This is a genomic window from Sphaerotilus sp. (assembly GCF_031429695.1).
GTDB lineage: Bacteria > Pseudomonadota > Gammaproteobacteria > Burkholderiales > Burkholderiaceae_C > Sphaerotilus.
On sequence record NZ_JANPAB010000055.1, the window covers coordinates 37,776 to 49,718 of the forward strand.

Consider the following 11,943-nt stretch of genomic DNA (forward strand, 5'->3'; position numbering starts at 1 on the left):
GGATGAATTCGATTCAAGCGCTCAGCGCCACCTTCATGCGTTCCAGTCGGGCCTTGACGGAGGTGTCGAGCACCTCGTCGCCCACCACCACGCGAATGCCACCGATCAGCTCCGGCTCCAGCACGACGCTGGCCGAAAGCTTGCGCCCGAAGCGTTTCTCCAGACTCGACACGACGTCCGCCAGTTGCGCTGGCTCGATCGGGTAGGGGCTGTAGACCACGGCATCGGCGACGCCAGAAGAGGCGTTGACCAGCGCGTGGAACTGCTCGGCGATCGCCGGCAGTGCCACGAGACGACCATTGGCCACCAGCATGCGCAGAAAATTCTGCACACCGGTTTCCAGCGGAAGCTGCGCAGCGGCAGTGACCAGATCGACCACCTGGTCGTCCAACGCCTTGGGGCTGTCGGCGAACTGGCGCACTTGCTGGTTCTGGGCCACCTGGGACAGCGCCTCGATCTGCTGACGCCAGGCCGCCACGTCGCCTTTGCAGGCCACTTGGTAGAGCGCCTCGGCGTAGGGGCGTGCGATGGTAGTGAGTTCGGCCATGGTTACAGCTCCGTCTTCAGGCGGGTCAGCAGCTCGGCGTGGACACCGGCGTTGATTTCGCGCTTGAGGATCTGCTCTGCACCCTTGACAGCCAGAACGGCGACCTGGTCACGCAGGACTTCGCGGGCATGGATGGCCTGCTGGTCCGCTTCGGCCTTGGCGGCGGCGACGATCTTGGCACCCTCCTCCTCGGCACGGCGCTTGGCTTCATCGACGATGGCCTGGCCACGCTTTTCGGCGTCGGACAGCAGCTTGGCGGTCTCGTTGCGCGATTGGGCTAGCTGTTCCTCGACGCGCTTGTTAGCGCCTGCCAGTTCCAGCTTGGCCTTGTCGGCCGCAGCCAGACCGGTCGCGACCATCTTGGCCCGATCGTCCAGCGCTTTCGTGATCGGCGGCCACACGAATTTCATCGTGAACCACCACAGGATCACGAAGACCACGATCTGCGCCAACAGTGTTGCGTTCAGATTCACGGCTTCGACCTTTCTCGTTTATGGGAGTGACGTATGACGAGAAAGACCGATTACTTCAGAACGAACGGGTTCGCGAAGGCGAACAGCATCGCGATACCAACGCCGATCAGGAAGGCAGCGTCGATCAGACCGGCCAGCAGGAACATCTTGGTCTGCAGTTCGTTCATCAGTTCCGGCTGGCGAGCCGATGCTTCGATGTACTTGCCACCCATCAGGCCGATGCCGACGCAAGCGCCGACAGCACCCAGACCGATGATGATGCCGCAGGCCAGAGCGACGAGACCGAGGACGTTTTCCATGATTGCTCCTAAGAGAGGTTGTTGACGGACGGAAAGGAAAGAAAACAGGGGAGCGACCACCGGACCAGTCGGTCCGGCAATGCAGGTTTCAAGACGGGGGGACGATCAGTGCTTGTCGTGCGCCTGACCGAGATAGACCAGGGTCAGCATCATGAAAATGAACGCCTGCAGCGTGATGATCAGAATGTGGAAGATGGCCCAGGCAGAGCCTGCGATCACCTGACCAACCCACAGCGCCACACCACCGAAGGAGCCGAAGCCCACCGAGCCCATCAGTGCGATCAGCATGAACACCAGCTCACCGGCGAACATGTTGCCGAACAGTCGCATGCCGTGCGAAACCGTTTTCGCGACAAACTCGATCATCTGCATCAGGAAATTGATCGGAGCCAGCACGACAGCCATCACGCCGTGGGCATGGAACGGCGCCGAGAACAACTCACCGACCCAGCCACTGAGGCCCTTGATCTTGATGTTGTAGTACAGACAGGCCAGCAGCACGGTGATCGACATGCCGAGCGTGGTGGACAGGTCGGCGGTCGGAACGCTGCGCATGTAGGCGTGCTCCGGATCATGTCCAGCGCCACCGTAGATGAGTTTCCAGATGCCGGGAATGAAATCCAGCGGCAGCAGGTCCATCGCGTTCATCAGGAAGATCCAGACAAATGCGGTCAGCGCGAGCGGCGCGACTGCCTTGCGGGACGCTTCGTTGTGCACGATGCCCTTGGCCTGCGTATCGACCAGCTCGATCAGGAATTCGACTGCCGCCTGCATGCGCCCCGGTACGCCGGAGGTCACACTGCGGGCCACGCGCCACAGGACAAAGCAGCCCAGCACCCCCAGCACGATGGACCAGAACAGCGAATCCACCTTGAACACCGGATTACTCAACGAGAAATCGGCGATACCGGTCTGGCTCCGGCTGGTCAGGTGCGTGAGGTGGTGGGAGATGTACTCACCCGCGGTCGGTGCATGTTCTGCAACGTGTTCTTCAGCAGCCATCGTATTTTCTCGAACGGTTGTCTTGTGTCTTACGACCGAGTGGTGTTCACCCGACCCTGCCATAGCAGGGCCAGCCAATTCATCTTCATGCACACGACCATCGTGACCAGCATCGCCAGCCAACTCAGATCCGGCACGATTCTTGTCGCGGACGCCATCATGGCCAGTGCGACACCAATTTTCAATAACTCCCAGAACATGAAATTGAACGCAGTTACATTCGCATTCACATTCGACAGCCGCGCCATTCCTATGGCCATCATGACCGCCTGAGCAAGCACAGTGGCTGCGCCATACATGGCAGACCAGAACAGCCTCATGTCACCGAAGACCAACCGGAGTCCCAGCGCGATCAGCAGCCCCACTGCAGCCTGCGAGGCAATCAGCCACCACACGGAAATCTGCGGCAGTTCGGCGCGAAGGGCTTGCGCTTCTTCACGCGTCAGGCGCTTGAAATCATCCTGGCCATCCTCATCTGCATGGTCATCGCGACCAGCCAGCAATCTGTTGGGACGAGATGCAGGCTTATCCACGTTTTTCATGAGCAGTTGCGGCAAAACCATTCAATTGTACGTGGAAACCCCCACTGATCGCTAGTCCCTCCTGCCGATCAGCACTTCGGCGCGCCAGCGCACCTGAAACGTGCGCTGCATACAACACCGACTCCAAACCGTGCATTGTTCCATCGATCAAAGCGTGTGACTGCCCGGGACGTGATTATGCGCACGTCTCGATGACGCCCCGCTTGCACCCGTCACGTGCTGGCGACATGCGCTGGCAAGCCCGGCACATCGACGGACAGCGCCAGCACACACCCGGCCAGCGGCTGCAGCGCGAGTTCTTCGGGCGGACGCTTCTCGCGCGCAGTCGTGATGTAGAGCGTCTTCAGATCGGGGCCGCCAAAACACGGCATCGTCGGACAGCGCACCGGCAGACGCACCTCGCGCAGCACCTGCCCTTGTGGCGACAGACGCAGCACACGCTGCCCCTCGAACATCGCCACCCAGTAGCAGCCCTCGCTGTCCACCGCCGCACCATCCGGTCGGCCGCCGTAGGCGTCGAGCGACTGGTCCGGTACGCGCTTGGGGAACTCCGCGAAGGTGCGGCGCCCGGACAGCCCGCCAGCGGGATCAAAGTCGAAGGCATAGACCGCGTGCGCCTTGGTGTCGGACCAGTACATCGTCCGCCCATCGGCGCTCCAGGCCAAACCGTTGGACACCGTAATGCCTTCAGCGCGGCGACTCAGCGTGGTGCCATCCCAGCAGTACAGCGCAGCCAGCGGTGGATCGCGCGGCTCGTAGATCGTGCCGATCCAGAAGCGCCCCTGCGGATCGCACTTGCCATCGTTGAAACGCTCGGTGACCGGATCGTAGGGTGGTGCAGCCAGACGTGCCCGCTCGCCGGTCGCTGGATCGAAGCGCCACAGTCCGTCGCGCATCGCCAGACGCAGCGTGCCGTCGAGGGCCGGGGCCACGCTGGCCGGCTCCACAGGGAAGTCCCAGTGCTGCGTCTGCCCGCTGGCTGGATCGAGCCGGTGCAGGCGCCGCCCGGGGATGTCGCACCAGTAGAGCACCTGCTCACGCGGGTGCCACATCGGCGATTCGCCAAGGAGGCAAGGGGGACTGACGGCGCGAATCAGATCGGCATCCATGGCGGCTCGCTGGGTGGGAAGTTCGAATCGGGGCGCGATGCTAACGCGGTACCCGCCTGTAACCCGAGTCAGTAGCGGCTGTGCAGACTGTCGAGATCAACGCACAGGTAATGCGCCCCTGGCAGCGGGTTGAAATAGAACGGCGGCACCTCGACGAAGCCAAGCGAGGTGTACAGCTCCCGCGCCGCCTCCATGTCGTCCAGCGTGTCCAGCAGCATCGACGAATAGCGTGCCTGGCGGGCATCGTCGATGAGTGCCTGCGCCACCTGCCGGCCCAGCCCGAAGCGGCGGAAGGTGCGCCGCACATAGAGGCGCTTCATCTCGCAGGCGTTCGGGTAGTCCACGTCGGTGATGCGGCGGTAGGCGCCGCAGCCTGCCACCACCCCGTCCACCAGCGCCAGCAGCAGGCAGCCGTTCGGCCCGGCGTATTCGCCTGGCAGGCTGCGCAGCTCCGGTTCGAAGCCCTGGAAGGACAAATCCACCGCCAGACTGGCAGCGTACTCGCGGAAAATGTCGCGCGTGGCCTTGATCAGCGCCGGGGTGTCCGGCACGATCAGGCGGATCTCGGGGACATGCATGGAGCGCAGTCTAGCCGCCCTGCACCTGCACCCACAATGCCGCGGCAACACCCAGTGACAAGGCGGCCAGCGCCAGCACCCAGCGCCCGACATGGTCAGCCGATGCCGGCACGGCCGCAGCCACCGCAGGCGGCAGCTGCTTGTCACCCACCAGCATCGGCGTGACCAGATCGTTGCGGTGGACCACACGGTACACGGCGATCGCACACAAGTGCAGCACCACCAGCCCCAGCAGCAGCCATTGCCCCCAGGACTTGTGCCAGGAGGTCGCCGCCAGCGAGGTGGCCGATTCGACAAAGCGGATCAGCGGCCCGGTGCTGGCGATCTCGTCGTCGGCCACCAACCCGGTCGCCACCTGCACCGCCAGCAGCCCCAGCAGCGCGAACACCGACAGCGCGCCGGTGGGGCTGTGGCCGACATCGAGCCGATCCTGCGGGTGTGCTTGCCCGCGCACATAACGCAGCAGCGTCGTGGGCGCATAGAGGAAGCTGGTGAAGCGCGACCAGTGCCCGCCGATCACGCCCCAGACCAGCCGGAACACCAGCAGCGCGAGCACCGCCAGCCCGAACCGGAAGTGCCACGGCATCGCGTTGCCGCCCACCTTGGCACTCACCACCGCGCCCGCCACACACAGCACCAGCGCCCAGTGGAACAGCCGGGTCGGCCAGTCCCATACCCGCACCAGATGCAGCCCGTCAGAGGTGTCATTTCTCGTCAATGCCATCGCGTTACCTTGCGCTGAAATCAGTCACATCCGCAAGGCTACACTGGCCTGGCGACCATGTGGTTGCGACATCCCACCCGGAGTTCCGCCGATGAAACGTCTCTGCATCGCCCTGTGTGCCGCCGCCGGCCTGTTCGCCGCCCTGCCCGCCAGCGCCCAGTTCCAGAAACCCGAAGACGCCATCAAGTACCGCAAGGCCGCGTTCACGGTGATGGCCAACCACTTCGGCCGCGTCGGCGCAATGGCCAGCGGCAAGGCGCCCTTCGACGCCAAGGTTGCTGCCGAAAATGCCGAGCTGCTGACCCACCTGTCCGCACTCCCTGCCGCCGGTTTCATCGCCGGAACCGACAAGGGCGAGACCCGCGCCAAGCCGGAGATCTGGTCCGAAGCCGACAAGTTCAAGGGCGGCATGACCAAGATGCAGGACGAGATGGCCAAGCTCAACACCGCTGCCAAGACCGGCGATCTGGCGCAACTGAAGACCGCATTCGGCAGCGCCGCGCAGACCTGCAAGGCCTGCCACGACAACTACCGCAAGGAATGACGCCCTGCGGAACGCTGGTGGCGGCAGTTCACAGCCGCAGCGTTCCCGCGATGCAGCGCGTCACGTCCCCGGCGATCCACACGCCGGCCCACTCGCCCGCAGCGATGTGCTCGACATGCACCCGGCCATCGCGTCCCAGCGCGTGGCCCTGCCCGGCGACGTAGCGCGCCGGCAGCACCCCCGAGCCGATCAGCCACTGCGCCAGACCGGCGTTCAGGCTGCCAGTCACCGGATCTTCAGGCACACCCAGGTCCGGCACGAACGCCCGCACCTCCACATCAACGGCGCCACCGGCCGGCCACGCGCCGATCACACCGACATTCAGTCCGCGCATCGCCACGAAGTCCGGCACCAGCGCGCGCACCGCCGCCGCGTCGCGCAGGCGCACACCCAGCCAGCCAGGACCGTTGTCGATCCACTCAACCCCCAGCACCGCGTCCGCGCAGATCCGCAGCGCACGCATCACCTGCGCCATCACCACCGGTTCGGCCGGGCCGCTGCGCCGCAAGGGTGGCGCAGAAAAGGCCAGCCGGCTCGGCGCCCCGTCGATCTGCCGCACCTGCACCAGCCCGACCCCGCACTCCTGCACCACGACACCCGCCTCGCGCGGCACACCGCCCGCATCCAGCCACGCCTGGCAACTGCCCAGCGTCGGATGCCCCGCGAAGGGCAGCTCGCCACCAGGCGTGAAGATCCGCACCCGGTAGTCGGCGGCCGGATCGGTCGGCGGCAGCAGGAAGGTCGTTTCGGACAGGTTGGTCCAGCGGGCGTAGGCGGCCATCTGCGCGTCGCTCAAGCCCTCGGCATCAATGACGACCGCCAGCGGATTGCCCTTCAGTGGCTCCGCGGTGAAAACATCGAGCACCACGGTGCGGCGGTCGAGGGGTGTGTTCACGGCGTCGGCTCCGGCTGGTCCTCGGTCAGGTGGCGCTTCAGCACGGTGCCCAGGATGGCCACGGCGGTGTGGATCTGGTCCGGCGTCAACGTCACGAACGACAGGCGCACCGTGCGCGGATCGGGTGCGTGGGCATAGAACGCCGCGCCCGGCACGAAGGCCACCCCTTGCTCCACCGCCTTCGGCAGCAGCGCCACGGCGTCGCAGCCCTCCGGCAGCCGCACCCAGCAGAACATGCCGCCCGTCGGCGCCGTCCACTCGCTGCCTTCGGGCAGATGGCGGGTCAGGGCCTCGCGCATCGCGTCGCGCTGGGTGCGGTAGCGGTCACGGATGGTGGGGACGTGCTGGTCGAGGAAGCCGTCACGGATCACCTCGTAGACCACGCGCTGGTTGAAACCCGGCGTGTGCAGATCGGCCGCCTGCTTGGCCTGCAGCAGCTTGGGGAACAGCTCCCGCGGCGCCACCACATAGCCCAGACGCAGCCCCGGCGCCAGCACCTTCGAGAACGACCCCAGGTAGATCACGCCCTCGGGCCAGCGCGCGGCCAGCGTCTTCGGCGGCGGGGTGTCGTACCAGAGATCGCCGTAGGGGTTGTCCTCGACCAGCGGCACGCGGGCCTGCTTCGCTGCGGCGATCAGCGCTTCGCGCCGCGCCTCGGGCATGACGCGGCCGCTCGGGTTCTGGAAGTTGGGCAGCACATACATGAAGCGCGTGCCCGGGGCGTCGTGCGGGAGGGCGGCCACCGCCTCAGGCAGCGGACCATCCGCGTCGCTGGGGATGCTGGCGAAGATCGGCTCCATCGGCGCGAACGCCTGCAACGCGCCCAGGTAGGTCGGCGCTTCGACCGCGACCGGCGCACCCGCATCGACCAGCACCTTGGCGACAAGGTCCAGCCCCTGCTGCGAGCCAGTGGTGATGAGCACCTGCTCGGCGTCCACGGTCATGCCCTGGCCGCGCAGGTGCCTGGCCACCCACTCGCGCAGCGGCGTGAAACCCTCGCTGGCGGCGTACTGCAGCGCCTCGCGTGGCGTCTCGCGCAGCACCTTGTCGCAGGCCACACGCATGGCCTCGACCGGGAAGGAGTCCGGCGACGGCAGGCCACCCGCCATCGACAGGATGCCCGGCCGGTCGGTGACCTTGAGGATCTCGCGCAGGATGGACGGGTTCATCCGCGCCGCGCGGCGGGCGGGATTCCAGAGGGGGAGTTCGAAAGTCATGCGCGTGGTTCCTTGTGGACTGCCATTCTCTTACCGATGAACACCACCGCCACCACGGCAGCGGCGAACACCAGCGTCATCGCCTGCAACGGCTCGCCCAGCACCGGCACCGCCAGCAGCAGCGAGAGGAAGGGCTGGACCATCTGCACCTGGCTGACCCGCACCATGCCGCCCAGCGCCAGCCCGCGGTACCAGGCGAAGAAACCCAGCCACATCGAGAACACCATGACATAGGCGAAGCCGCCCCAGGCCGCGGCGGCGATGTCGCCCGGCGCGGCGGGTTGTGTCCACCACGCCACCGGCCCGGTCAGTGGCAGGCTGATCACCAGCACCCACGAGATCACGTGCTCGGCCCGCCAGCGCGCCGACAACTGCGCCCCGGCAACATAGCCGATCGCCGCACTCAGCATCGCGCCCAGCAGCAGGCCGTCTGCCGCGACCAGGTGTCCACCGCCCTGCACCGCCGCAAACCCCAGCACCAGCGCACAGCCCAGCACCGCACACGCCCAGAACCCGTTCGACGGGCGTTGGCGCAGATGCCAGGCCGCCACCGCCGCCGTGAACAAGGGCAGCACGCCGGTGATCACGGCCGCGTGCATCGCCGGCACCTCGCGCAACGCCAATGCGATGAACAGCGGAAAGCCGACCACCGTACCGAGCGCCGACACGACGAGCGGCAGCGCATCGCGCCGTGTCGGCCAGGATGCGCCTGTCAGCCACAGGTAGACCACGCTCAGCAGCGCCGCCCCGGCCGCTCGGCCCGCGGTGACAAACAGCGGCGGCAGTTGCGGCGCATCGGTCGGTCCGACCGCCAGCCGCGTCATCGGCAGCGTCAACGCAAAGATCACCACGCCCAGCAGGCCGAAGAGCAGGCCTCGGTTCTCGGCGGTCGTCGTCATGCTTGCCCCATCCACACGGCGGTCAGCACCAGCACCGTCGCCATGCCCCGGTTGAACCACGCCAGCCGCGCCCCTTGCGCCAGCCAGCCCCGCAGCAGCGCGCCCACCAGCGCATAGGTGAAATTGCTCGTGAACGCAAACGCCACCATCGTCGGCAGCACCACCAGCAACCGCTCGCCCACCGGCCCTGGCACTACCCAGCCCGCGGCCACCGACAGCGCGAACATCCAGCCCTTGATGTTGACGAACTGCAGCGCCACGCCTTGCCAGAAGCCGACCTGCAAGCGCGCCGTGTCCATTTGCCCGAGTTGCGTCGTGCGCATGAGCTTCCACGCCAGCCAGAGCAGGTAGCCCAGGCCCACGACCTTGATGCCGAGCCGCAGCACAGGTTGCGCTGCGATCGCCGCGCCCAGCCCGACGCTGCACAGCAGCAGCATCAGCGCCCAGCCCACCGGCACCGCCAGACAGAAACGCAGCGTCCGGCGCAGTCCGAGGTTGGCGGCCAGGGCGGTGGACAGCGTCGTGTTGGGGCCGGGGGTGAACGACATGGCCGTGCCAAGCGCGAGCAGGGCGAGGTAGTCGGAGGAGGTGATCGCAGGCATGGGCACCAGTCTAGGGCGCTTGAACAGCACAGCACCAGTACACTTTTGTCCGATACTGTTCACTACTGTATTGGCCAAGAGAACGACACATGCCCCAGCTCAGCCGCCGCAGCGACCAGACCCTCGCCGAACAACTCGCCGCCCACTTCGCCCAGCAGATCCGCCACCGCCTGCTCGCGCCCGGCGCCCGGCTGCCCTCGGTGCGCGACTGCGCGCAGCGGCACGCGGTCAGCCCGCACACCGTTGTGGCCGCCTATGACCAGTTGCTGGCGCAGGGGCTGGTCGAGGCGCGCCGGCAACGCGGTTTTTTCGTGCGCGAACTGCGGCGCGATCTGCCGACGGCCACCCGCGCCGCACAAACGCCCACGCCGCGCACGGTGCCCTTCGACGCCAGCGCGCTCATCCGCGGGATGCTGGGCCGCAACAGCCAGCGCCCCGGCCCCGGTCTGGGCACGCTGCCGCCGAGCTGGCTTGACCTGCCGATGCTGCACAGCGCACTGCGCAAGGTGCTGACGGAAGACCGCGGACGCGGGGATGCCGCAGCGTCACTGCAGTACGGCGAACCGGCCGGCGATCCGCGCCTGCGCGCCGCGCTGTCCGACCGGATCGCCGACTTCGGCGTGCGCGCCACGCCGTCGCAGATCATCACGGCGGTCGGTGCGACGCAGGCGCTGGATCTGGTCTCGCGCACGCTGCTGACCGCGGGCGACGCGGTGCTGGTGGACGAGCCAGGCTGGTCGGTCGAATACGCCCGGCTGACGCACCTCGGGATGCGCCTGCTGCCGGTGCCACGGGGACCGGACGGGCCGGATCTGGCGGTGATGGACGCGCTGGCCCGGGAGCACCGCCCGCGGCTGTATGTGACGGTGTCGGTGCTGCACAACCCGACTGGCGGCATGCTCAGCCTGTCCACGGCGCACCGCCTGCTGCAGCTCGCGCAGGACCACGACCTGCAGATCCTGGAGGACGACACCTATGCCCACCTCGCCCCGGCCCACGCGCCGCGCCTGTCCGCGCTCGACGGCTTGCGCCGTACCTTCTACGTCAGCGGGTTCTCGAAGATCCTGGCGCCGGGCTGGCGGGTGGGCTACGTCGCGGCGCCCGAAGCGCAGGTCGAGCGGTTGATCGACGTGAAGCTGCTGTCGAGCCTGACCACGCCGGCGCTGCTGGAGCAGGCGGTGGCGGTCTGTCTGGAGCAGGGGCAGCTGCGCCGCCATGCCGAGCGGGTCTGTACCCGGCTGGACGCGGCGCGCAACCGCAGCGTGCAACTGGCGCTCGGGGCGGGTTGCACGTTTGTCTGTCCGCCGCAGGGGCTGTTCGGCTGGGTCGAGACGGGGGTGGACACCGAGCAGCTCGCCCAGCGGCTGCTGGACGAGGACTGGCTGATGGCACCCGGCAGCCTCTTCCACGCCCGCCGACAGCCGTGCACGCAGATGCGGATCAACTTCGCGACGGCGCAGGATGCGGGATTCTGGCGGACGTTCGCTGCAGCGCGGGGCGCGCTGCAGCCGTGAGGTCAGGCGGGTTCGACCAGCGCCGTCGTCATCTTCTTCATGGCGGCGACTTCGATCTGGCGGATGCGCTCGGCGCTGACGCCGTATTCGGCGGCCAGGTCGTGCAGCGTCAGGCCGCCGGAGCCATCGTCGTTGACCTTGAGCCAGCGCTCCTCGACGATGCGGCGGCTGCGGGCGTCGAGCACATCGAGCGCGCGCAGCAGGCCGGGACCGGCAAGGTCGTCGCGGCGGCGGGCCTCGATTGCCTGGGTCGGCTCGTGGCGGTTGTCGGCCAGGTAGGCGATCGGCGCGTAGGCGTAGTCGTCCTCGTCGTCACCGCTCGGATCGAGTGCCACGTCGCCACCGGCGAAGCGGGTTTCCATCTCGATGACCTCTTCGCGCTTGACATTGAGCTGCGCGGCCACCTTGTCGATCTCGGCCGAGGACAGGCCGGCACGGTGCGTATCGCCCTCGGCAGCTTCGCCCTTGAACTGGCGCTTCATCGAGCGCAGATTGAAGAACAGCTTGCGCTGCGCCTTGGTCGTCGCGACCTTGACCATGCGCCAGTTCTTGAGGATGTATTCGTGGATCTCGGCCTTGATCCAGTGCAGCGCGTAGCTGACCAGCCGCACGCCCTGCTCGGGATCGAAGCGCTTGACGGCCTTCATCAGACCGATGTTGCCTTCCTGGATCAGGTCGCCGTGCGGCAGGCCGTAACCGAGGTACTGGCGGGCCACCGACACGACCAGCCGCAGGTGCGACAGCACCAGCCGGCCGGCAGCGTCCAGATCTTGCTTGTCACGCAGCTTGCGCGCCAGACCGGACTCTTCCTCGGCGGTCAGCATGGGCAGCCGATTGACGGCGCTGATGTACGCATCAAGGTTGCCCAGCGAAGGCACCAGGGCCCACGGGTCGCGCAAGGAAAGAGCAGTGGAAGATGACTGTGACAGTGGCATGGTGGACATAGACTGTGCTTGCGTCCTAGAGTTCCCACCAAGTTTAGCACTCGGCCTCAGCGA

At 66.9% G+C, this 11,943-nt stretch carries 15 protein-coding genes; 2 read left to right on the forward strand and 13 right to left on the reverse strand.

Features of this window, described 5'->3' with window-relative positions; genetic code table 11:
• Nucleotides 1–13 precede the first annotated feature (13 nt).
• The 8 genes from RMP06_RS09520 to RMP06_RS09555 all read right to left on the reverse strand — a co-directional run bounded on the left by RMP06_RS09520 (nt 14) and on the right by RMP06_RS09555 (nt 5,274).
• On the reverse strand, nt 14–547 hold the full coding sequence (locus RMP06_RS09520; RefSeq protein WP_310461539.1) for a F0F1 ATP synthase subunit delta: 534 nt from the start codon (nt 545–547) through the stop codon (nt 14–16).
• Nucleotides 548–549: 2 nt separating this feature from the next.
• On the reverse strand, nt 550–1,020 hold the full coding sequence (locus RMP06_RS09525) for a F0F1 ATP synthase subunit B (protein WP_310461540.1): 471 nt from the start codon (nt 1,018–1,020) through the stop codon (nt 550–552).
• A 50-nt stretch (nt 1,021–1,070) separates the two neighbouring features.
• Entirely contained in the window at nt 1,071–1,319 is a 249-nt protein-coding gene (gene atpE, locus RMP06_RS09530; protein WP_310461541.1) for a F0F1 ATP synthase subunit C, read from the reverse strand.
• Between the two features lie 105 nt (nt 1,320–1,424).
• On the reverse strand, nt 1,425–2,321 hold the full coding sequence (gene atpB / locus RMP06_RS09535; protein ID WP_310461581.1) for a F0F1 ATP synthase subunit A: 897 nt from the start codon (nt 2,319–2,321) through the stop codon (nt 1,425–1,427).
• 29 nt (nt 2,322–2,350) lie between these two features.
• Nucleotides 2,351–2,878 carry an ATP synthase subunit I gene (locus RMP06_RS09540; RefSeq protein WP_310461542.1) on the reverse strand — a complete coding sequence of 176 codons (528 nt, stop codon included), beginning with the start codon at nt 2,876–2,878 and terminating at the stop codon, nt 2,351–2,353.
• Nucleotides 2,879–3,075: 197 nt separating this feature from the next.
• A complete protein-coding gene (locus RMP06_RS09545) occupies nt 3,076–3,972 on the reverse strand; it encodes an SMP-30/gluconolactonase/LRE family protein (protein WP_310461543.1) in 897 nt (298 codons plus the stop codon).
• Nucleotides 3,973–4,040: 68 nt separating this feature from the next.
• Nucleotides 4,041–4,550, reverse strand: coding sequence for a GNAT family N-acetyltransferase (locus tag RMP06_RS09550; RefSeq protein WP_310461544.1), 510 nt, complete (start codon nt 4,548–4,550; stop codon nt 4,041–4,043).
• A 10-nt stretch (nt 4,551–4,560) separates the two neighbouring features.
• Nucleotides 4,561–5,274, reverse strand: a complete 714-nt coding sequence (locus tag RMP06_RS09555) for a cytochrome b/b6 domain-containing protein (RefSeq protein ID WP_310461545.1) — start codon at nt 5,272–5,274, stop codon at nt 4,561–4,563.
• 91 nt (nt 5,275–5,365) lie between these two features.
• Between RMP06_RS09555 and RMP06_RS09560 the strand changes: the two genes are divergently transcribed.
• Nucleotides 5,366–5,818: a c-type cytochrome gene (locus RMP06_RS09560; RefSeq protein WP_310461546.1), complete on the forward strand. Its 453-nt coding sequence runs from the start codon at nt 5,366–5,368 to the stop codon at nt 5,816–5,818.
• A gap of 28 nt (nt 5,819–5,846) precedes the next feature.
• Here RMP06_RS09560 and RMP06_RS09565 read toward each other — a convergent pair whose 3' ends face one another.
• Genes RMP06_RS09565 through RMP06_RS09580 form a run of 4 tightly spaced genes read right to left on the reverse strand, consistent with a single transcriptional unit; the run spans nt 5,847 to nt 9,431 of the window.
• Nucleotides 5,847–6,713 (reverse strand): PhzF family phenazine biosynthesis protein, encoded by an 867-nt coding sequence (locus RMP06_RS09565; protein WP_310461547.1) that lies wholly within the window; start codon nt 6,711–6,713, stop codon nt 5,847–5,849.
• The gene (locus RMP06_RS09570; RefSeq protein WP_310461548.1) at nt 6,710–7,930 is read right to left on the reverse strand and encodes an aminotransferase-like domain-containing protein; all 1,221 of its coding nucleotides are present in this window, start codon (nt 7,928–7,930) and stop codon (nt 6,710–6,712) included. Before RMP06_RS09570 ends, RMP06_RS09565 begins: the two co-directional genes overlap by 4 nt.
• Nucleotides 7,927–8,829 (reverse strand): DMT family transporter, encoded by a 903-nt coding sequence (locus RMP06_RS09575; RefSeq protein WP_310461549.1) that lies wholly within the window; start codon nt 8,827–8,829, stop codon nt 7,927–7,929. The genes RMP06_RS09570 and RMP06_RS09575 overlap by 4 nt, the downstream gene beginning before the upstream one ends.
• The gene (locus tag RMP06_RS09580; protein ID WP_310461550.1) at nt 8,826–9,431 is read right to left on the reverse strand and encodes a LysE family translocator; all 606 of its coding nucleotides are present in this window, start codon (nt 9,429–9,431) and stop codon (nt 8,826–8,828) included. The genes RMP06_RS09575 and RMP06_RS09580 overlap by 4 nt, the downstream gene beginning before the upstream one ends.
• 89 nt (nt 9,432–9,520) lie before the next feature.
• On the opposite strand from RMP06_RS09580, the gene RMP06_RS09585 reads away from it, so the two are divergent.
• Nucleotides 9,521–10,945: an aminotransferase-like domain-containing protein gene (locus RMP06_RS09585; protein WP_310461551.1), complete on the forward strand. Its 1,425-nt coding sequence runs from the start codon at nt 9,521–9,523 to the stop codon at nt 10,943–10,945.
• A 2-nt stretch (nt 10,946–10,947) separates the two neighbouring features.
• On the opposite strand, the gene rpoH is transcribed toward RMP06_RS09585, so the two are convergent.
• Nucleotides 10,948–11,889, reverse strand: a complete 942-nt coding sequence (rpoH, locus tag RMP06_RS09590; protein WP_310461552.1) for an RNA polymerase sigma factor RpoH — start codon at nt 11,887–11,889, stop codon at nt 10,948–10,950.
• Nucleotides 11,890–11,943 lie beyond the last annotated feature (54 nt).

Coding starts and splice junctions, on each gene's coding strand:
- RMP06_RS09520 (WP_310461539.1), bottom strand. CDS start 547: ATGGCCGAACTCACTACCATCGCACGCCCCTACGCCGAGGCGCTCTAC.
- atpE (WP_310461541.1), bottom strand. CDS start 1,319: ATGGAAAACGTCCTCGGTCTCGTCGCTCTGGCCTGCGGCATCATCATC.
- atpB (WP_310461581.1), bottom strand. CDS start 2,321: ATGGCTGCTGAAGAACACGTTGCAGAACATGCACCGACCGCGGGTGAG.
- RMP06_RS09545 (WP_310461543.1), bottom strand. CDS start 3,972: ATGGATGCCGATCTGATTCGCGCCGTCAGTCCCCCTTGCCTCCTTGGC.
- RMP06_RS09550 (WP_310461544.1), bottom strand. CDS start 4,550: ATGCATGTCCCCGAGATCCGCCTGATCGTGCCGGACACCCCGGCGCTG.
- RMP06_RS09555 (WP_310461545.1), bottom strand. CDS start 5,274: ATGGCATTGACGAGAAATGACACCTCTGACGGGCTGCATCTGGTGCGG.
- RMP06_RS09560 (WP_310461546.1), top strand. CDS start 5,366: ATGAAACGTCTCTGCATCGCCCTGTGTGCCGCCGCCGGCCTGTTCGCC.
- RMP06_RS09570 (WP_310461548.1), bottom strand. CDS start 7,930: ATGACTTTCGAACTCCCCCTCTGGAATCCCGCCCGCCGCGCGGCGCGG.
- RMP06_RS09575 (WP_310461549.1), bottom strand. CDS start 8,829: ATGACGACGACCGCCGAGAACCGAGGCCTGCTCTTCGGCCTGCTGGGC.
- RMP06_RS09580 (WP_310461550.1), bottom strand. CDS start 9,431: ATGCCTGCGATCACCTCCTCCGACTACCTCGCCCTGCTCGCGCTTGGC.
- RMP06_RS09585 (WP_310461551.1), top strand. CDS start 9,521: ATGCCCCAGCTCAGCCGCCGCAGCGACCAGACCCTCGCCGAACAACTC.
- rpoH (WP_310461552.1), bottom strand. CDS start 11,889: ATGTCCACCATGCCACTGTCACAGTCATCTTCCACTGCTCTTTCCTTG.